The following is a 24,170-nucleotide window of genomic DNA, read 5'->3' as shown; positions in this document are numbered from 1 at the left end:
CGTATGTTCTGTATGTTATACTGATTTAGCGAACAGATGTTTGGACAAGATGGGAGGAAGAAGGAATGAAGCATTGGGATTTGCCTGAGGATTGGGAGATCGAGGCGGCGCTGCCCGAATATGTCGATGGGGAGGGCGACGCCACGCGCCTTTTCTTGGCGGACGGTACGGATCGTCTCGTGCGGGCGCGTCTGCGCACTGTGCTGGAGCGTTTGGCAAGGCGTCATTGCCGTTCTCTGCCGCTGCTGCGTGCGTGGGCGAAGGAGCGCACGGCGCTTGCGCAGACAGCGCCCTTGGCGATTGCATCGGAACTCGTGCTCGTGCCCTTTCGCGCACGGCGCCCGCGCATTCGAGGCGATGCGGCGATGGGCGTCGTGAATGCCATGCACGCGCAGCTCGTTCGCGCTGAAGAGCCGGCTGAGATCGAGCTTTCCTGTGGCAGGCGCATCCGTGCGCTTTGGGGTGCGGCAACTCTTGCAGCCCATCTTCGCGCGGCGGAAATCCTGCGTCAAGACCTCGATGCAAAGACCGAAGCTGCCGTACTGCGCCGCCTCTTCTGGCAGAAGGCATGGAATCGCGCCGCTTTAGGAAGGAAATAGAAGAAAATGAAAGAACGTGCGTAGAGCGCCGCAGCGAAATGGGCTGCGGCGCTCTTTGCTGTGTGGCGTGAAGAATAGAAAATCCCCCAAGCACCTTGGAGGGCTTTTCGCATACCGAATGTGTACGCGTCGTTTCTCCTATGAGTTTCGTCGAGTCAACCATCACTCGGCTTTTGCGCCCGCCGCATCCCTTTCGCTACAATAAGCGGCAAGCGCTAATACATAGAGGAACCGGTTCCTCGCCCAAAGGTGAGGAAAATGACGATCAACGAAATGGTTTTGCAGTCGCAGAGGGGAAATGGCGAAGTTCTGGCAGAGCTTTGCGAGAAGTTTCAGGGGATGTTCTTTCGCGCGGCGCGGCAGCGCCATCTGCGCACCGTCTTCGAGGACGCTTTGCAGGCGGCACGCGAGAGCTTTCTGCGCGCCGTGCGCGATTTCGACGCGGCGCTCGGCGTGCCGTTTGAGGGCTTTGCCAAGCACCGCGTCTACGGCGATCTGCATACGCTCTTCCGCCGTGAACGCGCCTATTGGCAGCGCGAGGTGCATCCGGGAGATGACGAGGAGGGCAAGAGCTTCTGGGAATCCGTCGAGGATGAGACCGCGAGCGACGCATCTATGCATTTTGCGCTCAAGGACGCGCTCTTCGCTGCGATGAGGACGCTGTCGGAGCGCGAGAAGGAGCTTCTGTCGCTCGTCTATCTTGCGGATTGGAGTCTCAAGGAAGCCGCCGCGAAGCTCGGTCTCAGCGCTGCCTATGCCGCCGTCGTCAAGCGGCGCGCATTGCAGAAGCTGAAGAAGCTGCTCGTGTGACGGGAGGTGCGCTGCAAGGAGCGAAGGGACATAACGGAAGACTGGCAAATTTGGTGACAATCATGCAGGAAAAAGAGGAATTTCCCCCTTCGTTGGCGAAATAAAAAGACACTTATGGGAGTTTGGGAAATTCCGGGAGGTAAGCAAGATGATGGATTTTAAGGACAGCGAGATTCGGCGGATTCTCGTACCTTATGACGGTTCGGAGCAGGCGCAGCAGGCCGTGCGGCAGGCGGCGCACATCGCGCGGCTGCAGGGGGCGACGCTCATGCTGCTCTCGGTCGTCGATCTCAATGCCGAGGTCGCGGCCTTCGAGCGCGTGAGCATGGACGGCTATGATCCTGCGGCTCTGAAGGAGGGCGCTTACAAGGAACTGGCGAAGATCCTGCGAGAGGTGCCCGCAGACATCCGCACGAACAGCGTGGTGGAACTTGGCTCGCCCGCCGAGGTCATCGTGGAGACGGCGGACGATGAGGGATACGACCTCGTCGTCATGGGCAGCCGCGGTCTCGGCCGTCTGACGGGCTTCTTGATGGGCAGCGTCAGCCAGTATGTGCTGCAGCACGTCCACTGCCCCGTCATGGTGGTTCGCTGATATGCAGAACGATAAGAAAAAAAGCTTCCTTTCCCGATTCTTTCAGAGCAAGGATGACGCAGCGCGACTGAGGCGCGGCGTCGTCCTTTTTGCGGTCTTTTTCCTCGCAGCGTTCCTCGCGCTCGGCTATCGCGCCTACGACAGCGCACGCACGTCGAACGCGACGATATGGAAGGAGAAGGTCGATGCTGACATGCGCGGCATTCTCTTGCTGATCGATTCGACGCATCCCGGCGATTGGACGGTGCAGGACGGACGCATCTACAAGGGAGGCAGACTGCTCAACGATAATGGCAGTTTCGTCGATCACTTGAAAGAGGTTACGGGATCGGACGTCGCGCTCTTCGTCGGCGAACAGTGCGCATCCTCGACGTACGAGACGAGCGGCAAGAGGCTCGTCGGGCAGAAGGCGGACGCCGCCGTCACGAGGATCGTGCTCACGGGCTGCACGCCGTATCTCGGCCGCTCCGATTTCGGCGGCGGGCGACCCATCGGCTCGTATCGTACGCTCTTCGATGCGGACGGCGAGGCGGTCGGCATGATCTTCGTCGGCGTGCCCGAGTCGGAGGAGGAACGCTCGCTCGGCGCACTGACAAACTCCATGACCCTGGCGGGGCTGCTGCTGCTCTTGCTCGTGCTCACGGGATTGGGGCTTCTGCTCGCTTATGCCGGGCGCATCGCACTCCCGCTGCAGGGGCAGAAAGAAGAGGAACAGGCTTCTTTGCCCGAGGTCTCGGATGTTCCTGCAGGTGAAGCGCTTGCCGCGCAGGAATTGGGGACGCCTCGAAGAGATGCAGCGTTCGAGGCCGTGCCGTCGGAGATGCTTTCGCGCATGGGCGCCTTTTGCACGAAACTTCTCGCGGGGGCGCAGGAACAGGCGCAGGCGATGGAGTCGGCTCTCGCACAAGCGGGGGCATTGAAGGAGCGGGCGGAGAAAGCGGCTTCGGTGCTCGCCGAAGCCGCGGACGGCATGGACGAAGATGCGTCGGACGAAGCGCAGAAAGAAGCCGAAGAAGTGCGCCGTCAATTTGGCGAGAACCGGAGGGCGGCGCACGATGCGGCAGAGCGCACGAACGCGCTCGCGAAGGAGTTGAAGGCGGCGGACGAAATGGCGCGCGATCTGGGAAAACGTGCGGCGGCGATCGGCGATACGCTCGCCGAGGTCGCGGAGCTTGCGAGCCAGACGAACCTCCTCGCGTTCAACGCGGCGGTCGAGGCGGCGCGTGCGGGCGATGCGGGCAGGCGCTTCGCCGCTGTCGCCGACGAGGTGCGCCGCCTGTCGGAGGATGCGGGCAAGCTTTCCACAAATGCGGCAGAGCTTCTGACGGCGCTCGCCGGCGACGTCTCCAAGGCGGCCGAGGCCATCGAGGCGGGCGGCCGAGGTGCACGGGAGAGCCGCACGGCGCTTCGTGCGCTTGCCGATACGGCGGCGCGTCTGGAGGAGGCGGCAAGGCGCACGGCAGGACGCGGAAGCGGGACGGCAAGATTCCTGCCGGCGCTCGCCGAGGCGCGTGCGCTGCACGAGAAGATGGCGCAGGATGCGGGGAAACTCCTCGCAATCAAGGAGGGTGAGGAAGCGAAGATCGCCGAACTGCACGCCGCTGCGGACGGCCTGCGCACCCTTCTGGGCACGGTTCTGCCGACGCTTGAAGCGGTGGGCGGCACAGACGGAACGTCTGAAGCGGGGGAAGCGATCGACGCGGCTACCGCAGACGGCGCGGCGGAATCGTCTGAGATGCGAGGGGAGGAAAAGCCATGATCATATCGTGGGATGAATACTTCATGGGCATCGCCCTTTTTTCCAAGTACCGCAGCAAGGATCCGCACACGCAGGTCGGCGCCTGCATTGTCAACGAGGATAAACACATCGTCGGCGTCGGTTACAACGGCATGCCCAACGGCTGCTCCGATGCGGAGTTCCCGTGGGGCAGCACGGGCGAGTTCGGCGACAAGAAGTACGCCTATGTCGTGCATGCCGAACTGAATGCCATATTGAACGCGAGCACATCCTTGAAGGGCTGCCGCATCTACACGTCGCTCTTTCCGTGCAACGAGTGCTGCAAGGCGATCATTCAAAGCGGCATCAAGGAGGTCATCTACCTGTCGGACAAGTACGCGGCGACCGACAGCACGCGCGCTTCGAAGCGCATGTTCGCCGCCGCCGGCGTCCACTATCGGCGTCTGGAAACGGACATCGAAGAGCTGCCTGTGAATTTTGTGCTGCCAAAAGGCGAGCGGGAAGGATGAATAGCGCGCCGCCCTTACCAGAAGCCTAGCCAATCAGTCTGCACCCTTCGGGTTTGACTTCTTGGGGTTTCATGGCAAGCTACACGCACAAACGTCCACTTTGTGGACATAGTGCGCCGCCCTTACCAGAAACCTAGCCAATCAGTCTGCACCCTTCGGGTTTGACTTCTTGGGGTTTCATGGTACAATAATAGAACGTTGAAACGGAGGGCTGCATTTGGCAGCTGCGGCTTTATATGGCCGGCTTTTGCATTTTCCAGCGGAGGAGGATTTCTATTGTCCTTTCAGACGACGATTGCCCGGCGCGTTGATTACGACGGCGTGGGGCTTCATTCCGGCGTCCTCGTGCATCTCTCGCTCCTGCCGGCGCCCGTCGATGCGGGAATCGTCTTCGTGCGCAAGGATGTTGCGGGCGAGCCGAGGATTCGCGCGACCGCGCCGCATGTGACGTCGACGGTGCGCGCGACGACGCTCTCTGAGGGCGGCGTGCGCGTCTTCACGGTCGAGCATCTGATGAGCGCGCTCGCGGCGTTCGGCATCGACAACTGCTTGGTCGAGCTCGACGCCGAGGAGCCTCCCGTCGCCGATGGCTCCTCGCTCGTCTTTTTCTCCCTTTTGAAAGAAGCGGGGAAGGTGCAGCAGGAAAAGGAGCGGCAGGAAATCGTCATCGACCGCGTCTACCGCATCGACGACGGCGAACGCTTCCTCGTTGCCGTTCCCTATGGCGGCGGTCTGCGCGTGAGCTTTACGTCGCTCAACGAGCACGCGCTCGTCGGCACGCAGTATCGGGATTTCCTCGTGAGCGAGGACGCTTACGAGAAGGAGATCGCCCCGGCGCGTACGATTGCTTATGAAGGCGAGGTCGAGGCGCTGAAGAAAGCGGGACTCGGACTCGGCGGCACGCTTGAAAACGTCATTGTCTACAACGATGAGCGCTGGCTCAACGAGCTGCGTTTCCCCGACGAGCTTGTCCGCCACAAGATTCTCGATCTCATCGGTGATCTGCGTCTCGCGGGCTTCGTGCGCGGGCATATTCTCGCCGTGAAGTCGGGGCATGCCCTGAACGCGCAGCTCGCGAAGGCGATTTGCACCTCTCTGGCATGAAAGTGCAGAAGGGGTTTCTGCTTGCGCCGAACTCCGGCGCGTTTTGTGCCGGTTTCAATTAGGAAAGAAGGAGCGAAACTATATGATTTTGGACATCAATGAAATTCAGAAGATCCTGCCGCATCGCCCTCCGATGCTTCTTGTCGACCGCATCATCGAGCTCGTGCCGTTTGAGTCGGCGACGGGCATCAAGTGTGTGACGATGATGGAGGACTTCTTCCGCGGTCATTTCCCCGGCTCGCCGATCATGCCCGGCGTGCTCCTTCTGGAGGCCATGGCACAGGTCGGCGGCATCACGATGCTCTATCCCGAGGAGAACCGCGGCAAGCTCGCGCTCTTCGGCGGCATGGAGGGTGTGAAGTTCAAGAAGCCCGTCGTGCCCGGCGATCAGCTCGTGACGAAGGCGAAGATCACGAAGGTGCACGGCGATTTTGGCAAGCTTCATGCCGACGGCTACGTCGACGGCGTGCTCGTCGCCAAGGCGGACTTCACCTTCGCCCTGCAAAGAGCTGAAAATCTCTCTTAAGGGGCAGATTTGCCAGGAAAATGAGTGCCAGTCTTTTATCAACCCCCGAAAATTGCCGATTTTGCCTGAATATCACAGGCAAAAAACGACAGGATTTGCAGGATTATAACAATATGGCGCTTTATCCGCACAGGAATCGTGGACAGTTTCAGCGATTTCTATAGAAAGCATAGATTGAAAATCCTGTCAGCTCTTTTCGAGTGGAATAAGGGGTGGAAAAAATGATGGACAGCAAAGTGGTGGCATATATCCACGAAACGGCGGTCGTAAGCCCTCGCGCCCATGTGGCGAAGGGCGTGGAGATCGGACCGTATGCTGTGATTGAAGAGAATGTGACGCTCGCCGAGAATGTCAAGGTCGGTGCGCACGCCGTCATCGGTGCGAACGTCTCGATCGGCGAGGGCACGCGCATTGAGCCGCATGCCGTCATCAACAGTTGGACGAGCATCGGCAAAGACAGCCATATCTTCCAGTTCGCTTCGGTCGGCGCGGAGCCGCAGGACTTGAAATTCAAGGGCGAGAAGAGCTATACGATCATCGGCGACCGCACGACGATCCGCGAGTATTCGAGCATCCACCGTGCGACGGGCGAGGGCGAGGAGACGCGCATCGGCAGCGACAGCCTGCTCATGGCTTGCACGCATGTCGCGCACAACTGCGTCGTCGGCAATCACGTCATCATGTCGAACGCGGCGATGATCGCAGGCCATGCCATCGTCGAGGATCGCGCGGTCTTGGGCGGCATGTGCGGCATCCATCAGTTCGTGAAGATCGGCCGCAACGTCATGATCGGCGGCATGTCGAAGATCGTGCAGGACTGCGTGCCCTACACGATCGTCGACGGTCATCCGGCGCGCGTCGTCGGACTCAACAGCGTCGGAATCGCGCGTGCGGGCATCGCGGTTGAGGCGCGGCGAAATATCAAGCGCGCCTACAAGATCCTCTTCCGCTCGGGCTTGAGCCTCGCACAGGCGATCGCCGTCATCGAGCAGGAGGTCGAGACGTCCGAAGAGGTTGAACATTTCCTGCGCTTCCTGCGCAACGTGGATCGCGGCATCTGCCGCGAGCGCCGCGAGAACGAATAGAAATCGGAGGGAAAATCTTTGGAAAAGATCGGTCTTTTGGCCGGCGTGGGGCGATTGCCCGTCGTCTGCGCACAGGCGGCGAAGGCGCTCGGCATTGAGGTCAGCGCCGTTTCGCTTCTCGCGGGCACGGATAAAGAACTTGCGGAAGTCGCTTCCGATCATCGCGCGATCAACGTCGCACAGCTCGGCGCGATCATCGACTACCTCAAGGAGCGCGGCGTGACGAAGGTGACGCTTCTCGGCAAGGTTACGAAGGAGCTTCTCTTCGCGGGCAGCCACGAGCAGCCCGACATGCGCATGATGCAGCTCCTGATGTCGCTGCCCGACAAGAAGGATGACACGATCATGCTCGCCTTCGTCAAGGAGCTTGCGAAGGAAGGTTTGGAAGCCTTCGATCAGACGGCTCTCTTAAAGACGCTGATGCCGCCTGCGGGCACGCTGACGAAGCGTGAACCTACCGCAGAGGAACGCGCCGATATGGAAATGGCGCTCGCCATGGCGAAGGAGATCGGCCGGCTCGACATCGGGCAGACCGCCGTCGTCAAGGCGAAGGCGGTCATGGCGCTCGAAGCGATCGAGGGGACGGACGCCTGCATAAGGCGCGGCGGGGAGCTTTCGGGCGGCGGCGCTGCCGTCGGCAAGGCGGCGAAGCCCCAGCAGGACATGCGCTTCGATGTGCCGGCGATCGGCACGGCGACGATCGAGTCGATGATCGCCGCCGGGGCGAAAGCTCTCGCCATCGAGGCGGGCAGGGTGCTCGTCGTCGATCAGGCGAAGGTCGCGGCGCTCGCTGACGAAAACGGCATAACGATCGCGGCGATTTGACGATTTGCGCGGTGGATGCAAGATCTGCATCCTCGCGCTTTTTCGGCTTAAAGAAGCGCTGGCGAAATTGAGTCCCTGGATTTGCGCAGATGGCAGAGGCGTGAAGATGGGGGCGGTGTTTGTCCGTGCTTTTCGAAGAGGAGGGGCAAGATGAAGATCATGATGTCGGCGGGCGAGGCGTCAGGCGATTTGCACGGCGCACGCCTCGCGAAAGAAATGCTGGAGATGGAGCCGGACGTGAAGCTTTTCGGCTTCGGCGGAGCCAAGATGGCGGAGGCAGGCGTGCGTCTCGTGCGTGACTGTCGCGACTACAGCATCATGGGCGTGTGGGAGGTTGTTCTAGGACTCGGTCGCCTATTGCAGTTGGAAAAGACGCTCGTCGAGTCCATGCGCGAGGAAAAGCCTGACCTCCTCCTCATCATCGACTATCCCGACTTCAACTGGCGGCTTGCGGCGAAGGCGAAGGCGCTCGGCGTCCCCGTCTTTTCCTACATCCCGCCGTCGGCATGGGCATGGCGCAAGGGGCGTGCGAAGAAGTGCGCGGCGATCGCCAAGGAGATCGTCACGATCTTCCATCACGAGATCGGCCCCTACGTCACGGCGGGCGCGAACGTCTCCTTCCTCGGCAACCCGCTCGTCGACACCGTACGCGCCGACATGGAGCCGGAGGCGGCGCGCGCCTTTTTTGGACTCAAGGACGGCGAGCGTGCCGCGCTGCTCCTGCCCGGCAGCCGTCGGCAGGAGATCTCGTTTCTTCTGCCCGACATGCTCAAGGCAGTGCGGATCTTGAAGGAGAAACGCCCTGAGACGCGCTTTTTTCTGCCCGTCGCGCCGGGACTGGAGCGCCAGGAGATCGAGCGCCATATCGAAAAGTCGGGCGCTTCCGTCGAGCTGACGGAGGAGCACGTCTACGACCTCATGGGTGTCGCCGACTTCGCCATAGCGACATCGGGTACGGTCGTCATGGAAGCGGCGCTGATGGATCTGCCCGCCGTCGTCTGCTACCGCATGGGCAGGCTCAACTACGCCATCGGCAGGATGCTCGTGAAGATTGACCATTTCAGCCTGCCGAACATCATCCTCGGAGAGGAGGCGGAGCCGGAGCTGCTGCAGGACGAGGTGACGCCGGAGCGCATCGCCGAGGAAGCTGCGAAGCTCTATAAGGGCGAGCCGCAGCGTGACTCCGTCATGGCGCGTCTCAAGGTCGCCGTGCTGCAGCTCGGGCCTCCGGGCGCTTCCGTGCGCGTCGCGGCGCATGTGCTTGCCGCGGCCGCAGGAAGGGGAAACGAGAGGGAAGCATGAAGAACTACATCCGTTTGATGAACTACATACGGCCCTATGTGAAGCATCTGGCGTTTGCCATCGTCTGCATCGTGCTTGCGGCGGCAGCGAACCTTTATGTGCCGTGGATCATCAAGGACATGATAGACAAGGTGCTCATGGAGCGCGACATGGCGATGCTCAACCTCATCGCGGTCGGTATCGTCGTCGTCTTTTTCTTCCGCGGCATATTCTACTATGGGCAGAGCTACCTCGTTTCTTTCGTTGGGCAGCGCGTCGTCATCGACATCCGCGAGGCGCTCTTCGAGAAGTTCCAGCGCATGCCGCTCGCCTACTTCGACCGCCATCAGACGGGGGAGATCATGAGCTACGTGACGAACGACGTGCAGGCATTGCAGAATGCTCTCGTTGACAAGCTCATCGAGCTTGTGACGGAAAGCTCCGTGCTTGTCGGCTCCATCGTGCTCATGTTCTATCTCGACTGGAAGCTTACGCTGATCACGCTCATCACCGTGCCGCTCGTCGGACAGGCGATGAATATTTTCGGCAAAAAGCTCAAGAAGTCGGGCATCGTCATCCAGGAAAGGCTTGCCGACATCAACTCGCTGCTGCAGGAAAGCATCTCTGCCGTGCGCGTCGTCAAGTCCTTCGTGCGAGAACGCCATGAGATCGCACGTTTCCATAGGCAGAACGAATTAAATTTCCAAGCCGAGATGAAGAACGTGCAGCTCACGAGCCTCCTGACACCGACCGTGGAGTTCCTCGCGGCGATCACGGTCACCTTTATCTTGTGGATCGGCGGCTACGAGGTCGTGCAAGGTGATCTGACGGCAGGCGCTCTCGTTGCGTTTCTGACGTATGCCGTGAATCTCGCGAACCCTGTCAAGCGCATCAGCCGCATCTACGGCACCGTGCAGCGTGCGATGGCGGCGGCCGATCGCGTCTTTGACGTGATCGACATGGAAGAGACGATTCATGACAAGGAAGGGGCCGTTCCGCTGCCCGAAATTGAAGGACGCGTCGCCGTCAAGGACGTGTCCTTTTCCTACAAGGAGGGCGCTCCCGCACTCTCGCATGTGTCGCTTGAGGCGAGCCCCGGACAGCTCATCGCCTTCGTCGGCCCTTCGGGCGCGGGCAAGTCGACGATCGCGAATCTCATCCCGCGTTTCTACGAGGTGAACGAAGGCGTGATCGAGATCGACGGTCACGACGTGCGCGACGTGACACTCGACTCCTTGCGCGAGCAGATCGGCATCGTGCCGCAGGAAACGATGCTCTTTTCGAGCAGTGTGCGCGAAAACATCCGCTATGGCAGGCTCGACGCGACGGACAAGGAAATAGAGGAGGCGGCGCGTGCGGCGAACGCCGAGGAATTCATTCTGCAGCTTCCCCAAGGCTATGAAACGAAGATCGGTGAACGCGGCTTGAATCTTTCGGGCGGCCAGCGTCAGCGCATCGCGATCGCACGCGCCATCCTGAAGAATCCGCGCATCCTGATCCTCGACGAGGCGACGTCGGCGCTCGATACGGAGAGTGAGAAGATTGTGCAGGCGGCGCTCGACAAGCTCATGGTGGGCAGGACGTCCTTTGCCATCGCGCACCGGCTGTCGACGATCTTCAACGCCGACTGCATCTACGTCATCGACGGCGGGCGCATCGTCGAGCAGGGAACGCATGCGGAACTTCTGGCGGCGGGCGGGCTTTACAGCACGCTCTACAATATCCAGTTCCGAGGCGAGGGAGAGGGCGAGAAGAAGGGCGAAGGATCTTTGCAGCCCGCTACATGAAGGAGAGGAAATATGCGGTTACTCTACAATCTCGCGGCGATCCTCGCCGTCATCCTCATCATACCCGTGTTCCTCGTGCGTGCCGTGCGCGAGCGCGGCTTTGTCGAACGCGTGCGCCAGAGCCTCGGCTTCTTTCCTGAGCACGCGCTCGACAAGGTGGCGAAGAAGAACTGTATATGGGTTCATGCGGCATCCGTCGGCGAGATCGTCGCCGCCAGTCCCCTGATCCGCGAGTTCCGCAAGGAATTCCCGAAGAGTCCGATCCTCGTATCCGTCGTCACGACGGCGGGATACGAGATGGCGAACCGCATCATCAAGGATGCGGACAGCATCATCTACTTCCCGCTCGATCTGCCGTGGCGCGCCGGCAGCATCCTGCGCCGCATCCATCCGCGCGTCTTCATGCCCGTCGAGACAGAGCTTTGGCCGAACTTCCTGCGGACGGCGAAGAAGCTCAAGATTCCCGTCATGATGGTCAACGGGCGCATCAGCGACAAGAGCGTCAAGCGCTACAAGCATCTGCACAGCGTCCTTGACGACATGATCAGCACGGTTCGGAAGTTCGCCATGCAGTCGCCCATCGACGCCGAGTACATCATGCGCCTCGGCGCACCGCCCGAGCTTGTGACCGTCACGGGGAATACGAAATTCGATCAGACGTACACGGACGTGAGCCTCGCGGAGAAGGAAAAGCTCCTGCGTGAGATGGGGCTTTGCAAGGGCGGCGGCATCTTCCTCGCGGGCAGCACGCATCGAGGCGAGGAGACGCCCGTCCTCGATGCATTTGCCGCACTTCGGGAAAAGTTCCCCGAGACCAGGCTCATCATTGCGCCGAGGGAGCTTCTGCGCACGACGGAGGTCGCTGCGCTCTGCAGGCACAAGGGATTTTCCGTCGCACGCCGCACGGAACTTCTGAAAGAGCCGAGCGAAGGTCACGACATCGTGATCCTCGATACGATCGGCGAGCTCGGCAGAGTCTACAGCATCGGCGATGTCATCTACGTCGGCGGCAGCCTCATCGCGCACGGCGGTCACAACATCTTAGAGCCGGCGGCGCACGGCAAGGCGATCGTCGTCGGGCACAACATGTTCAACTTCAAGGATACGCATGTACTCTTCACGAAGAGGAATGCCTGCATCACGGTGCACGATGGAGAGGAGCTTTCCGCAGCTGTCTGCAGACTCTTCGAGGACGAAGGGGAAAGGCGGCGCATGGAGCGCGAGACGCTCGCCATCATCGGCGAGAACAAGGGCGCATCCCGAAAGACCGCCGTGATCTTGAGGAGCTTCTTGGAGGACTTCGAGCAGGGAGAGAATGCGGGCAAGGTGCGGACGACGGAGCGCGTCGAAAACTTTCGCACCTACGTCACCGACCTCATGCGTCGCCGCCATGCCGAGGGGCTGGTCCTGCGCAGCGTCATGGGGCTGCTCTACGCGTTCTCCGTCATCTACCGACAGCTTGTGAACTTGAAACTCTGGGGCTACAAGGCGGGGTTTTTCAAGCGCAAGCGGCTCTCCTGCTACGTCATCAGCCTCGGCAACATCACGGTCGGCGGCACGGGAAAAACGCCGACTGCACAGTACCTGGCGGCGGCGATTCGCGACATGGGATATCGTGTCGTCATCTTGAACCGCGGCTATCGTGCGAAGTGGCGCGGCGACGTCGGCATTGTCTCCGACGGGCAGAAGCTCTACATGGACGCGACCGAGGCGGGCGACGAAGCCTTCATGCTCGCCAAGCATCTGCCCGAAGTGCCCGTGCTCATCGGCGCCGAGCGATCGCTTACGGGACAGTACGCGATCGAGCACTTCGGCGCGGAGGTCGCGATCTTGGACGACGGCTACCAGCACTGGCAGCTTGCGCGCGACGTGGACATCCTTCTCATCGACGCGGTCAATGTCTTCGGCAACGGCTACATGCTGCCGCGCGGCACGCTCCGAGAGCCTGTCTCGCACATCGAGCGCGCCGACGTGTGCCTTCTGACGAAGGTCGATCAGGCGGTCGGCGTTTCGCGCGAGCACATCAAGAACACGATACGAAAGTACAACGAGAAGGCTCTGATCATGGAGAGCATCCATCAGCCGCGCCGCTTCGTTGACCTCAAGGACTGGCATCGCGACATCGCAGGCGAGGGCGTCGACATCAAGACGCTCGAAGGCAAACGCGTCATGGCGGTCTCCGCCATCGGCAATCCGATGTCGTTCGAGCAGACGCTCTTCGATATCGGTGCGAAGATCGTCGAGAGCCTGCGCTTCCCCGATCACCACGAGTACACGACGAAGGAACTGCAGGACGTCCTCGATCAGGCGATCTCCCTCGGGGCGGAAGCCATTGTCATCACGGAGAAGGACGCCGTGAAGATCCCGCTGACGATCATTGAGGCGAAGGTGCCGATCCCTGTATTCGTCATCTGCGTCGAGGTCACGTTCCAGGAAGGTGCGAAGGAGTTTCAGGATATGCTCGCTGCACATCTGCAGGAAAGGATCGCTGCCCTGCAAAAGGGAGGAGAAGAAACATGAGGACACTTTGCGTGATTCCGGCGCGCTATGCGTCGACGCGCCTGCCGGGCAAGCCGCTCGCCGACATCTGCGGCAAGCCCATGATCTGCCGCGTCCTAGAGCGTGCGAGCCGCGCCCAAAAGCCTGAGAAGGTGATCGTGGCGACGGACGACGAGCGCATCTACGATGCTGTGCGAGCGGAAGGCGGCGAGGCGCTCATGACGCGCGCCGACCATCCGACGGGCACCGATCGACTCGCCGAGGTGGCAGAGGCATACCCTGAGGTCGACCTCATCGTCAACGTGCAGGGCGACGAGCCGCTGATCGAGCCTTCCGTGATCGACGAGCTCATCGCGCCTTTCGAGATGGATGAGAATCTGCCGATGGCGACCGTCATGGTGCGCATGGACGACGCGGCGGAGCAGCTCAATCCGAACAACGTCAAGGTCATTGTGGACAAGCTCGGCTACGCGCTCTACTTCTCGCGCTCGCTCGTGCCCTATCCGCGTGCGGCGGCAGGCCCCGTGTACAAGCACATCGGCATCTACGCCTATCGGCGCGACTTTTTGCTGCGCTACGCACGCCTTGAGCCGACGCCGTTGGAGAGGGCGGAGTCGCTGGAGCAGCTTCGGGCGCTCGAAAACGGCTACGGCATCCGCGTGCTGGAAACGGATTGCCGCTTCGTCGGCGTCGATACGCCGGAAGACCTCGCGCTCGTGAACAAGATTTATCGGGAGCAGGGGCTGGCGTAAGAAATGTGTTTCGGACAAAAACGATATGGCGCAAGGAATCTATCAGCGAATCCTTAATTGTTTTTAAGAATTTGCTGATAAAATGAGGTCGCTCGGATGTGTGAAGCTGGGCAGTTGAGTTTATCCGTGACTCCCCAAGAGAAAGGCGGTACTATGATGATGAACAAGGTGAAGGTCAGAGATTTCACGATCGGCGGGGGAAGCCCGCTCGTGCTCATGGCGGGGCCGTGTGTCCTTGAGGAAATGGAGCGCTGCCTTTTGATCGGACGCACGATCAAGGAAATCACCGCGAGGCTCGGCATCCCCTACATCTTCAAGGCGTCGTTCGACAAGGCGAACCGCTCGTCTTTCAACAGCTTCCGCGGTCCGGGGCTCAAGAAGGGGCTCGAAATGCTACAGGCGATCAAGGAAGAGCTCGATGTGCCCGTCGTGACCGACGTCCACAAGGAGTCGCAGATCGCGCCGGCGGCGAAGGTCGTCGACGTGCTGCAGATCCCCGCGTTTCTGTGCCGCCAGACCGACCTCATCTACGCGGCGGCAAAGTCCGGCTGCGTCGTCAACGTCAAGAAGGGGCAGTTCCTCGCGCCGCGCGACATGGGCAACGTCGTCGACAAGCTGCACGAGGGCGGCTGCTCCGACATCCTCTTGACGGAGCGCGGCGCCTCGTTCGGCTACAATAATCTCGTCGTCGATATGCGCAGTTTCCCCATCATGCGCACGTTCGGCGCGCCTGTCATCTTTGACGCGACGCACAGCGTGCAGCTGCCGGGCGGCGCGGGCACGTCGTCGGGCGGCAACCGCGAATTCGTCGAGCCTCTGGCACGCGCCGCCGTCGCCGCCGGCGTCGACGGACTCTTCATGGAAGTGCACGACAATCCCGAGGAGGCGCTCTGCGACGGCCCGAACAGCCTCTACCTCGACAAGCTCGAAGAGCTTTTGAAGGAAGTGCTGGCAATCTACAACGTGGTGAAAGGGAAGCTGGTCTGAATGATTCTTTCTGCAGATGCGAGGGAGCGTGCGCACCGCGTGCGCTTCCTCATCCTCGACGTCGACGGCGTTCTGACCGACGGCGGCATCTATATGGGCGAGACGGGCGAGCTGATGAAGCCTTTCTACGTGCGCGACGGACTCGGCATGCGCCTGTGGCAGAACGAAGGGTTCGGTCTGGCCGTCATCACGGGGCGCGACTCCGCCATTGTTTCCCGCCGAGCTGCCGATCTCAAGATCGAGGACGTCTACCTCGGGCACATCGACAAGCGCTCGGCCTACGACGATGTCAAGGCGCGTCACGGCCTTCGCGATGAAGAGATTGCTTACATCGGCGACGACCTTGTCGATCTTGCCGTCATGGAGCAGGTCGGCTTCCCTGCCGCACCTGCTGACGCTGCCGCCGAGGTGCGGGAACTTTCGTGTCTTGTGGCGGGAAATCCAGGCGGCAGGGGAGCCGTGCGCGAGATCGTCGAGTTCATTCTGAAGGCAAAGGATCGTTGGGAGGGCGTTGTCGCACGCTTCACCGCGTCGGCGAAGGTCACGAACGTCTCGCAATGACAGCTTTGGCAAGGACGACACAGCGCTCTATGAGGTGGGCGCGCGTGCGCTCAAGATCTCACAATCTGAAGACAGCAGGTGAATGTTCATGCTCTACAACTCGTTGATGGCGCTGAGCCGTGCGCTGCGCTTCCTGCCGCACGGCGCGCTGCTCTTCCTCGGCGCGCTGCTCGGCAGGCTCTATTATATGATCATCAAGAAGCAGCGCGAGCTTGCCGTGCGCCAGATGATGCAGGGGCTTTCCATCTCGGAAGAGGAAGCGCGGAAAATCGTACGTGCCTCTTTCGTGAACCTCGCGCAAAACATGCTGGAGATTCTCTACATGCCGAAGCTCAACCGAGAGAACCTGCATAAATACATCGAGATCGAGCACCTGGAGCGCCTCCGGGACGCGCTCGCCGAAGGGCACGGCGTCGTCGTTCTCACGGGTCACATCGGCACGTGGGAGTGGCTGTCCGCCGCCTTCTCGCTGTCGGGTCTGCCCGTCACGGCAATCGCCAAGACGCAGCCGAATGCCGAGTATTCGCGCGTCCTCGACGATCTGCGTGCGACGATTGGCGCGGAGATTTTTTCGCGTGGCACGAGCGAGCTTTTGGCGGCGGGGCGCGCCTTGAAGAAGGGCAAGATCCTCGGCTTCCTCGCCGATCAGGATGCAGGTCCCGGCGGCGCCTTCATCGAGTTTCTCGGCAAGACGGCGGCGACGCCCTTGGGGCCAGCCGTCTTTTCGCGCAAGTTTCGAGCGCCCGTCGTTCCTGCGTTCATCCTGCGCCGGCCCGACGGCAGGCATACGGTGCGCGTCTATGAACGCATGGAGTACGTCGACACGGGCGATACAGAAAAGGATCTCTACGACCTGACCGTGCGCATGACGCGCCTCATGGAGGAGGTCATCCGCGAGAACCCGACGCAGTGGCTGTGGTTTCAGAAGCGCTGGAACACGCCGCCCGAGATGAAGAAGGAGAAGCACCACGGCGCGATGCTGCAAGGAGGGAAAGATGAAGCATAGGAAGACTCTTCTCGCAGTCCTCGCCGCAGTCCTCTTCGCTGCTGCACTCGCATGGGCAGTGCTCTCCGTTCCCGAGGTGCCGACCTTGGGCGATCCTGCGTGCACGCTGTGTTATGAGGGAAATACGTTGAGCTTGGAGAAGGACGGGCGCACCGTCTGGCAGCTGACGGCGGAATCGATCGAGGCGGATGCTGACGGCAAGGCGGCAGAGGCGAGAAATATCGAAGGCGTCTTTCATGAAGAAGGCGGACGCGAGCTGAAGCTCACTGCGCCTCATGCTCATTACGATATGACGTCGAAGGATCTCGCCATCGACGGCGGCGTGAGGATTGAGACATCGGATGGCATACGCCTGATGAGCCGAGAGGTCGTCTGGTCGTCAGAGAAGGAAACGCTCGCCGCCGTCGGCGACGCCCTGCTTACGCAGGAGGAAGAGAAGCTTCGCGTGAGCGCGGAGCGCATCGAAAGCTCGGATGGCTTTGCGAAGTTTACGGCGAGCGGCAAGGACGGCAAGAAGGCGCGGATTGAAAAGGGGAGTGGAGCGAATTGAGGAAGAGAATAAGGAAGGCTGCGCTCGCGGCTGCCGTCTTGGCTGCAGCTCTGAACATGGGGACGCTGCAGGCGGCGGATGAGCCATCGTCCTTGGAGGGAGCGAGCGTCAGCTACGACATGGCGACGGGTGTGATCACGGCGGAGGGCGGCATCACATTGAAGCGAGGCACGGCGACCGTCACAGGGGCGAGAGCCAGCTACAACACGAAGACACAGCAGGGCGAGATCACGGGCGGCGTCGTCGCTGTGCGCGATGCGATGCGTCTGACGGCACAGACCGTGACGCTCGAATCCGCCGACGCCATCCATGCGATGGGCGGTGCAGAGATCACGAAGGACGATCTTCGTCTGACGGCAGCAAGCCTCTCTGTATTTGATAAGGATCGCTACGTCGCGGAAGGTGACGTTCGTGCTGTAAAAGCGGACAAGACGTTTACAGGCGCGCGCGCTGAATTCACGCAGTCGGCAAACTACATGCTCGTTCCGGCGGGCGGCACGATGAGGACGGCGGACGGCACCTTCACGGCAGACCGCATGGAAGGCTGGCTGACAGAAGAGCATTACCGCGGCACGGGCAACGTGCATGTCGTCAGCCCGCCGAGAAGCTTCGAGGGCGGCGGCGATACGGTCGATTACTTCGCCAAAGCCGAGGACGGCAAGGGCAAGTGCGTGCTCGACGGCAACGCATGGGCATACCAGGGAAATAACATGCTCAAGAGCAAGCATCTGACGGTTTACCTTGCCAACACGGGCAATCTTGCGGTAGAATGAGAAGGATTCAACATAAGAAGAGAGGTGGAGGGTCTTGCATCTGGAAGCGAAAGATCTGGTCAAGACGTTCAAGCGGCGCAGTGTCGTCGATCATGTGTCCCTGCGCGTCGAAAAGGGCGAGATCGTCGGGCTTCTAGGTCCCAACGGCGCGGGCAAGACGACGACGTTCTACATGATCACGGGGCTTGAGCGGCCGACCTCGGGCGATGTCTTCGTTTCCGATGTGCGCATCACGAGCATGCCCATGTATGCGCGTGCGCGTCTCGGCATCAGCTACCTCGCGCAGGAAGCCTCGATCTTCCGCAAGATGACCGTAGAGGAAAACCTCCTCTCGATCTTGGAGATGACGAAGCTCTCCGCGCAGGAACGCAGAGAGAAGATGGAGAATCTGCTCGCAGAGTTCCGCATCGGTCATGTGCGTGACCGTCTCGGCACGGAGCTTTCGGGCGGTGAGCGCCGCCGCGTTGAGATCGCGCGCTGCCTCGCCATCGAGCCGCAGTTCATCCTGCTCGACGAGCCGTTTGCAGGCGTCGATCCCATCGCCGTCGCCGACATACAGGAGATCATCGCGTATCTGCGCAAGCGAGGTATCGGCATCCTCATCACCGATCACAACGTGCGCGAGACGCTGCACATCGTTGATCGCGCCTATATCCTGAACGACGGCAAGATTCTCCTCGAGGGGGACAGTGCGACCATCGCCGCGAGCGATCTCGCACGCAAGTTCTACCTCGGAGACAACTTCACGTTATAGGAGCGTCCTTATGCAGATACGACTTTTGGACAAATACATCTTCCGTGAGGTCTGCCTCGCCTTCTTCTTCGGTATATGCGGCACGTCTGCCGTATTCGTAGGCTCTGGCACGCTCTTTCGCATCGCGCAGTACATTACGGAATACGGCGCATCGTTTGGCTCCGTCGTAAAGATGTTCATCTTTAGCCTTCCCGCCATCGCCATCTATACATTTCCCATGTCGATGCTCTTGGCGGCGCTCTTGACGTTCGGCAGGCTGTCGAGTTCGAGCGAGATCACGGCGATGAAGTCGTGCGGCGTGAGCTTCTACCGCATCGCTGCGCCCGTCATCGTTCTCGGCGTCGTCGTCAGCATCTTTTCCATCCTCTTCACGGAGCATATCGTACCGCGCGCGAACAACGCCTACGAGAATGTCATCGCCTACGAGATTCAGGGCAATGCCGCACCCAAGTCGCAGGATCACATCGTCATCAAGGAGATCAAGGACGGCGAGATGCAGCGCCTCATGTATGCGCGTCGCTACGACGCTGCAACGGAAACGCTCGAAGGCGTGACGCTGCAGTCGTTCGAGCAGGGTGAGACGAAGTACGTGCAGGATGCCGCCTATGCGAAGTGGGAGGGCACGCAGTGGACGATGTATCGGGGAGCGATCTACGAGGTTTCCGGCGGCAAGTCAGAACATACGATGCGCTTCGACAAGCAGGTGCTGCCCATCAACGCCGGTCCCGGGCGCATCGTGCGCGAGCAGAAGAAGCCGGAGGAACTGACGATGAAGGAGCTGCGTCAGCAGATCGAACTCATGCGCACGCAGTTCGTCGATACGAAGAAATTGGAGACGGAGCTTTATCAGCGCATCACGATTCCGATGGCGAGCCTCGTCTTCGCCATCATCGGTGTGCCGCTCGGCATCCAGCCGACGCGCAGCAGCTCCTCGCGCGGCATCGGCTTGAGCCTCTTGATCTTCTTTTGCTACTATGTTCTCATGACGCTCGCGGGGGCGCTCGGGCAGTCGGGCGCACTGAACCCCGCCTATGCCGTCTGGCTGCCGAATGTCGCGGGTCTTCTCATCGGAGCGTACCTGATGCGCGAGGCGGCGCACTGACAAGAAAGAGGCGGATTTTCCCGCTATAAAGGGGAAAACTCTCGGGAGAGAAAGGAGCATGTCTTGATGTACGGGATCGTCTTGATACTCGTGCTGATCATCACGGGCGGTGTCATCGCCGTCATCGGCGACCGCGTGGGCACGAAGGTCGGCAAGAAGCGTCTGTCACTCTTCGGCCTCAGGCCGCGTCATACGTCGACCATCGTCACCATCGTCACGGGCTTTGTCATCACGACGCTGACGTTTATCATCCTTGCTGCCGCTTCGGAAAACGTGCGCACGGCGCTCTTCGGCATGGAGCAGCTCAACCGCTCGATGCGGGAAACGGAGGAAAAGCTCAAGGATGCGTCGGCCGAGCTTACCGCGGCACGCGCCGAGCAGGCGGCAGCGGACAAGGCGCTCGCCGATCTCAAGGGCAGCGTCAAGTCGCTCGAAGAGGAAGCCGAAAAGCTTTCTGCGGGCAACCGTGCGCTCGCAGAGAAGAACGATGCGCTCGCAAAGAAAAATGCCGCGCTTGATGGGCTGAACCAATCACTTACGGCAGAAAACGATGCGCTCGGTGCGGCGAATGAAACGCTTGGCACGGAGAATGCGGCGCTTGCGACGAGCAACGCGCAGCTTAGCGGCGATAAGAAGGTGCTGGAAATGCGCACGCAGGAGCTGCGCCGCGGGCTTGAGATCATCCGCGAGGGCGATATCGTCTATCGCGCGGGCGAGGTCATCGCGGCGGGTGTCATCAAGGGCGGACGCCCCGAGGACGATGTGCGCGCCGACGTCACGGCACTCGCACAGCTCGCGAGCCGCAACGTCTCAGCACACCTTGGCAAAGATCTGCCGGACGGCGAGATCTGGGTATACTCGCCCGAGGTCGATGACGCCGTCGCACGCATAGCCAAAGGCCCGGGCGACATGGTCGTGCGCATCGTCGCAGCGGGCAACCTCGTGCGCGGCGAAGCCGTGCGCGCCGCCCTCGACCTGCATCCGAACAGCATCGTCTATCGGCAGGGAGAATTCATCCTCGCGCAATCGTATCGTCTGACGGGTACGGGCGGTGCGCAGGCATCGCAGGAAGTCGTCATGGACTTTTTGAAGCGTGTGAATGCCGCCGCTTCGGCACATGGCATTCTGCCCGATCCGATCCGCGGTACGGTCGGCGTCATCGACGGTGAGCAGATGTATGGTATCGTGCAGACACTCGAACCGCTTTACGGCATGATCCTCCTCTCCGCCTATGCGCGAGATAACACCGATGCACTCGGTCCTCTGCGGCTCAACATCAAGGTTGAGCGAGAGGCCGAATGATGGAGGCGGAGACGCTCGCCGCTGTCGATCCCGGCCGCGAGAAGTGCGGGTTTGCGGTTCTCGATGTGCACGGCACGGTGCTTTTCCAAAAAGTAATCGAAACGCTTAAGCTCGGGCTTGAAATCAACGATAAATGTTCTAGGTATGCGTTCACTACCCTTGTGCTTGGAAATGGCACGACGAGCAGGGAAGCGAAGAAGCGCATAGAAGAGGCCGTGCCCGATTTGCGCGTGGTGCTCGTCGACGAGTACCGCACGACGGACATGGCGAAGCGGGCGTATTGGCAGGCGCGTCCGCCGCACGGCTGGAGGAGGCTTCTGCCCGTCTCGATGCTCGTGCCGCCCGAGCCTGTCGATGATTTTGTCGCCGTCATCCTCGCGCGCCGCTTCCTTGAAAAAGCGGCGTCGAAGGATGTTTAGAAGACAGGGAAGCGATTTCCCCGAGATGCCGGAGGCCGCCGCAGGAATTTGGCGCGGTTCTTCCGCAAGGAAAAGGAGAGTTCACATGGCAGAAAAAGAAGAAAAGCTCGAAGCAGAAGAAAAGGACACGAAGAAGAAAGCGGAAAAAGCGGCGGAAGCCGTCAAGTCCGAAAAGGCAGAGAAATTCGACGCGATGCTCAAGGAGCTTGACATTCAGGCGTTCCAGAAGCAGGAAGTCGGCGATGAGTACGGCACGGTGCTCTACCGCTCCTCGATGGAGATCAAGGGTCAGTTCCTGCCTGTCATCGTCATCCTTGACGCTTCCATCTACGGCATTGTGCGCGTCATCGTAGGCAGCAAGGTCGTCAACGAGAAGAACGAGAGCGACCTCGCGGCATACATCAACGAGATGAACAGCCGCTACAAGGTGTTCAAGTACTACACGGTGGAAGACGGCAGCCTCGTCCTCGATGCCTGCCTGCCCGCCTCCGACGAGGGATTTGAGCCGGACATCGTGCGCACGATCCTCGACGTCATCCTGCAGCACCTCGATGAGACCTTCGGCGATACGATGAAGACCATCTGGGCGGATACCTGAGAAACGAATCGAGTAGGAGGCGGGGATTAGCCGCCGTCCTCTCACACCACCGTGCGTACCGTTCGGTACACGGCGGTTTCAATAGGTTGCGTGTACAGACTGATATGCCTCGGCTAAATCATAAAAGCCGAAGCGTATCAGTCTTTCTTTTGTCATTGCCATCTTGACCGCTACCGTGTTGCTTGTCCACCAATAGCCTCTCCGACAGTTTCCTGCCTTGTAGGCTGTTTCAAAGGGGACTCCCAACTTGCATAGATTCCGAATCTTCGTCCTCGGCTTCTTCCAATGCTTCCAGATACACATCCTTACGCGATGGTACAGCCATTGGTTCAATTCGTCTATGCGATTCTTCATGCTCGCTATCCCGTAGTAGTTCAGCCAACCTCGCATATATACTTTGTATCTTGGCCAGAGATGTCGGCAGTTTCTGCACCCTCCTCCGGGACGCAAGTTCTTTGAGTTTGGCTTTCATCTTCTTCCACGCTTTCGGGTGGACTCGTACATAGACGCCGCTTCCGTTTTTCCCCAGCGTGAATCCGAGATATTTGAATTGCTTCGTTGCGAATACGCTGACCGTTCGGCTTTTCTCTTGGTTGACTTTCAGCTTCAGTTTCCCCTCCAGATAGGCTGTGCTTTTGACCAGGATTCGCTGCGCGGCTCGCCTGCTCTTTGCGAGCAGGACGATGTCGTCCGCGTACCGTATGCAGGGGACTCCGCGTTTCTCGTATTCTTGGTCAAACTCGTTGAGATAGATGTTGGCTAGCAGGGGCGACAGATTCCCTCCCTGCGGGGAGCCTTCTTCTCTCTCTCGGACTACGCCTTTTTCCATGATTCCGCTTTTGAGGTATCTCTTGATGAGCTGCATGACTCGCTCGTCTTTTACGTTCTTCCTCAGTAACTGAAGCAGAATTTCGTGGTTCAGGGTGTCGAAATACTTGGATAGGTCTAGTACTACCGCGTAGGTGTAGCCTTCTTCCGCGTATTCTTTCACCTTTCGTATGGCGCTTTTGGCACTTCTTCCCGGTCTGTACCCATAGCTTCCTTCGGCAAACAGCGGCTCATAGATGGGTACGAGCTGCTGTGTGATTGCCTGTTGTATGGTACGGTCTGTGACGGTGGGGATGCCGAGTTTCCGCTCTCCTCCGTCTGGCTTCGGAATTCCCACGCTTCGCACTGGTTGCGGGGTATATTTCCCCCGCCGGATTCGTTCTACCAGTTCTTTCGCATGCCTTCCTTCTTTCAAGTGTGCCTGCGTTTCTTCGATGGTCATGCCATCGACTCCCGCGGCTCCCTTGTTCTTCTTCACTCTCTTGAAAGCTCTGTTCAGGTTCTCCCTGCTCAGTATCTTCTCCAAGAGTTCTGGCTGTACACGGTTCCTTTCCTCCCATATCCGACGGAACGACCTTGACGCTCCCACATATTCTTCGTGTTCCGCACTATCCTTTTGCGGGCAGCCCTTTTCTTTCAGGTTTTCTGCCATTTCCAGTCGCTCCTCCTTTCCCGGTTGTACTTGGATACTCCTACGGATTCGGCCCTTCACCTCTCGGCTACTATGGCCTCTGCTGACTTCTGCATATTCAGCACAGCCTTTCGGCTGTGGTTGCCCTTTTCAGAGCGTTCTATGCAGACCTCCCCGGGTACCACACGTTTCTTTCCCTCCATCTACCTGCCGCATCTACCACCATTGGTTCCGTGTAGCTATGGGACTTCGACCTGTAGTGCGGCCTTATCCCCAACGATAGCCTCCTATGCGGTTCCTGTTCGTCAGGCCAGAGGTTTGCCGCCGACTTCCTTCAGATTTCGCCTCACGACGAACACCCTTGTCTTTGGCTATGTCTTTCCCGCTACCGGGCAGACTCCGGTCTTTCACCGGTTAGAAACGTGCGCCGCCGGGCGCACATCGAGAGAGGGCTGCTCCGAAAAGCGAGATTTCGCTTCTTGGAGCAGCCCTCTTTGCTTGGAAAGCGCATGAAAAAACTGCCGCAAGCTCTAGGCTCGCGGCAGTCTT

At 60.1% G+C, this 24,170-nt stretch carries 24 protein-coding genes and 1 pseudogene; 23 read left to right on the top strand and 2 right to left on the bottom strand.

Going from position 1 to position 24,170, the window contains the following annotated elements; genetic code table 11:
* Positions 1-65: 65 nt before the first annotated feature.
* The 23 genes from SELSP_RS09680 to SELSP_RS09570 all read left to right on the top strand — a co-directional run bounded on the left by SELSP_RS09680 (position 66) and on the right by SELSP_RS09570 (position 22,162).
* Positions 66-599 (top strand): hypothetical protein, encoded by a 534-nt coding sequence (locus tag SELSP_RS09680; RefSeq protein WP_006190675.1) that lies wholly within the window; start codon positions 66-68, stop codon positions 597-599.
* 258 nt (positions 600-857) lie between these two features.
* Positions 858-1,409: a sigma-70 family RNA polymerase sigma factor gene (locus SELSP_RS09675; RefSeq protein ID WP_006190676.1), complete on the top strand. Its 552-nt coding sequence runs from the start codon at positions 858-860 to the stop codon at positions 1,407-1,409.
* Positions 1,410-1,557: 148 nt separating this feature from the next.
* Positions 1,558-2,004 (top strand): universal stress protein, encoded by a 447-nt coding sequence (locus SELSP_RS09670; protein WP_006190680.1) that lies wholly within the window; start codon positions 1,558-1,560, stop codon positions 2,002-2,004.
* A gap of 1 nt (position 2,005) precedes the next feature.
* Positions 2,006-3,763 (top strand): methyl-accepting chemotaxis protein, encoded by a 1,758-nt coding sequence (locus tag SELSP_RS09665; protein WP_006190682.1) that lies wholly within the window; start codon positions 2,006-2,008, stop codon positions 3,761-3,763.
* On the top strand, positions 3,760-4,251 hold the full coding sequence (locus SELSP_RS09660) for a deoxycytidylate deaminase (protein WP_006190684.1): 492 nt from the start codon (positions 3,760-3,762) through the stop codon (positions 4,249-4,251). The genes SELSP_RS09665 and SELSP_RS09660 overlap by 4 nt, the downstream gene beginning before the upstream one ends.
* Positions 4,252-4,527: 276 nt before the next feature.
* On the top strand, positions 4,528-5,355 hold the full coding sequence (lpxC, locus tag SELSP_RS09655; protein ID WP_006190686.1) for a UDP-3-O-acyl-N-acetylglucosamine deacetylase: 828 nt from the start codon (positions 4,528-4,530) through the stop codon (positions 5,353-5,355).
* An 82-nt stretch (positions 5,356-5,437) separates the two neighbouring features.
* Entirely contained in the window at positions 5,438-5,881 is a 444-nt protein-coding gene (gene fabZ / locus SELSP_RS09650; protein ID WP_006190687.1) for a 3-hydroxyacyl-ACP dehydratase FabZ, read from the top strand.
* A 221-nt stretch (positions 5,882-6,102) separates the two neighbouring features.
* Complete coding sequence (gene lpxA, locus SELSP_RS09645; RefSeq protein ID WP_006190689.1) at positions 6,103-6,966, top strand: acyl-ACP--UDP-N-acetylglucosamine O-acyltransferase; 864 nt, start codon at positions 6,103-6,105, stop codon at positions 6,964-6,966.
* An 18-nt stretch (positions 6,967-6,984) separates the two neighbouring features.
* The gene (locus tag SELSP_RS09640; RefSeq protein WP_006190691.1) at positions 6,985-7,791 is read left to right on the top strand and encodes an LpxI family protein; all 807 of its coding nucleotides are present in this window, start codon (positions 6,985-6,987) and stop codon (positions 7,789-7,791) included.
* Positions 7,792-7,941: 150 nt separating this feature from the next.
* Positions 7,942-9,093, top strand: a complete 1,152-nt coding sequence (lpxB, locus tag SELSP_RS09635; RefSeq protein ID WP_006190694.1) for a lipid-A-disaccharide synthase — start codon at positions 7,942-7,944, stop codon at positions 9,091-9,093.
* On the top strand, positions 9,090-10,859 hold the full coding sequence (gene msbA, locus SELSP_RS09630) for a lipid A export permease/ATP-binding protein MsbA (RefSeq protein WP_006190695.1): 1,770 nt from the start codon (positions 9,090-9,092) through the stop codon (positions 10,857-10,859). Before lpxB ends, msbA begins: the two co-directional genes overlap by 4 nt.
* A gap of 12 nt (positions 10,860-10,871) precedes the next feature.
* On the top strand, positions 10,872-13,379 hold the full coding sequence (gene lpxK, locus SELSP_RS09625; protein WP_006190697.1) for a tetraacyldisaccharide 4'-kinase: 2,508 nt from the start codon (positions 10,872-10,874) through the stop codon (positions 13,377-13,379).
* Positions 13,376-14,110: a 3-deoxy-manno-octulosonate cytidylyltransferase gene (gene kdsB / locus SELSP_RS09620; protein WP_006190698.1), complete on the top strand. Its 735-nt coding sequence runs from the start codon at positions 13,376-13,378 to the stop codon at positions 14,108-14,110. The genes lpxK and kdsB overlap by 4 nt, the downstream gene beginning before the upstream one ends.
* Positions 14,111-14,269: 159 nt before the next feature.
* Positions 14,270-15,097 carry a 3-deoxy-8-phosphooctulonate synthase gene (gene kdsA / locus SELSP_RS09615; RefSeq protein WP_037367488.1) on the top strand — a complete coding sequence of 276 codons (828 nt, stop codon included), beginning with the start codon at positions 14,270-14,272 and terminating at the stop codon, positions 15,095-15,097.
* Positions 15,098-15,658 carry a KdsC family phosphatase gene (locus tag SELSP_RS09610; RefSeq protein WP_006190702.1) on the top strand — a complete coding sequence of 187 codons (561 nt, stop codon included), beginning with the start codon at positions 15,098-15,100 and terminating at the stop codon, positions 15,656-15,658.
* An 88-nt stretch (positions 15,659-15,746) separates the two neighbouring features.
* Positions 15,747-16,664, top strand: a complete 918-nt coding sequence (locus SELSP_RS09605) for a lysophospholipid acyltransferase family protein (RefSeq protein ID WP_013740989.1) — start codon at positions 15,747-15,749, stop codon at positions 16,662-16,664.
* Complete coding sequence (gene lptC / locus SELSP_RS09600; protein ID WP_006190705.1) at positions 16,654-17,214, top strand: LPS export ABC transporter periplasmic protein LptC; 561 nt, start codon at positions 16,654-16,656, stop codon at positions 17,212-17,214. Before SELSP_RS09605 ends, lptC begins: the two co-directional genes overlap by 11 nt.
* Complete coding sequence (locus SELSP_RS09595; RefSeq protein ID WP_006190706.1) at positions 17,211-17,987, top strand: LptA/OstA family protein; 777 nt, start codon at positions 17,211-17,213, stop codon at positions 17,985-17,987. Before lptC ends, SELSP_RS09595 begins: the two co-directional genes overlap by 4 nt.
* Before the next feature lie 34 nt (positions 17,988-18,021).
* Complete coding sequence (lptB, locus tag SELSP_RS09590) at positions 18,022-18,741, top strand: LPS export ABC transporter ATP-binding protein (RefSeq protein WP_006190708.1); 720 nt, start codon at positions 18,022-18,024, stop codon at positions 18,739-18,741.
* A 10-nt stretch (positions 18,742-18,751) separates the two neighbouring features.
* Positions 18,752-19,843: an LptF/LptG family permease gene (locus SELSP_RS09585; RefSeq protein ID WP_006190709.1), complete on the top strand. Its 1,092-nt coding sequence runs from the start codon at positions 18,752-18,754 to the stop codon at positions 19,841-19,843.
* Between the two features lie 66 nt (positions 19,844-19,909).
* Positions 19,910-21,145 carry a DUF3084 domain-containing protein gene (locus SELSP_RS09580; protein ID WP_006190710.1) on the top strand — a complete coding sequence of 412 codons (1,236 nt, stop codon included), beginning with the start codon at positions 19,910-19,912 and terminating at the stop codon, positions 21,143-21,145.
* Positions 21,142-21,564 carry a RuvC family protein gene (locus tag SELSP_RS09575; RefSeq protein ID WP_006190711.1) on the top strand — a complete coding sequence of 141 codons (423 nt, stop codon included), beginning with the start codon at positions 21,142-21,144 and terminating at the stop codon, positions 21,562-21,564. The genes SELSP_RS09580 and SELSP_RS09575 overlap by 4 nt, the downstream gene beginning before the upstream one ends.
* An 85-nt stretch (positions 21,565-21,649) precedes the next feature.
* Entirely contained in the window at positions 21,650-22,162 is a 513-nt protein-coding gene (locus SELSP_RS09570; protein ID WP_013740987.1) for a YbjN domain-containing protein, read from the top strand.
* Positions 22,163-22,240: 78 nt separating this feature from the next.
* On the opposite strand, the gene SELSP_RS12630 is transcribed toward SELSP_RS09570, so the two are convergent.
* Positions 22,241-22,552: a group II intron maturase-specific domain-containing protein gene (locus SELSP_RS12630; protein WP_407635824.1), complete on the bottom strand. Its 312-nt coding sequence runs from the start codon at positions 22,550-22,552 to the stop codon at positions 22,241-22,243.
* 61 nt (positions 22,553-22,613) lie between these two features.
* Positions 22,614-23,642: pseudogene (ltrA, locus tag SELSP_RS09565) on the bottom strand (group II intron reverse transcriptase/maturase); the annotation flags it as partial.
* Positions 23,643-24,170 lie beyond the last annotated feature (528 nt).

This window comes from Selenomonas sputigena ATCC 35185 (genome assembly GCF_000208405.1).
GTDB classification, from domain to species: domain Bacteria; phylum Bacillota; class Negativicutes; order Selenomonadales; family Selenomonadaceae; genus Selenomonas; species Selenomonas sputigena.
This window is presented reverse-complemented; position numbering and strand designations above follow the sequence as displayed.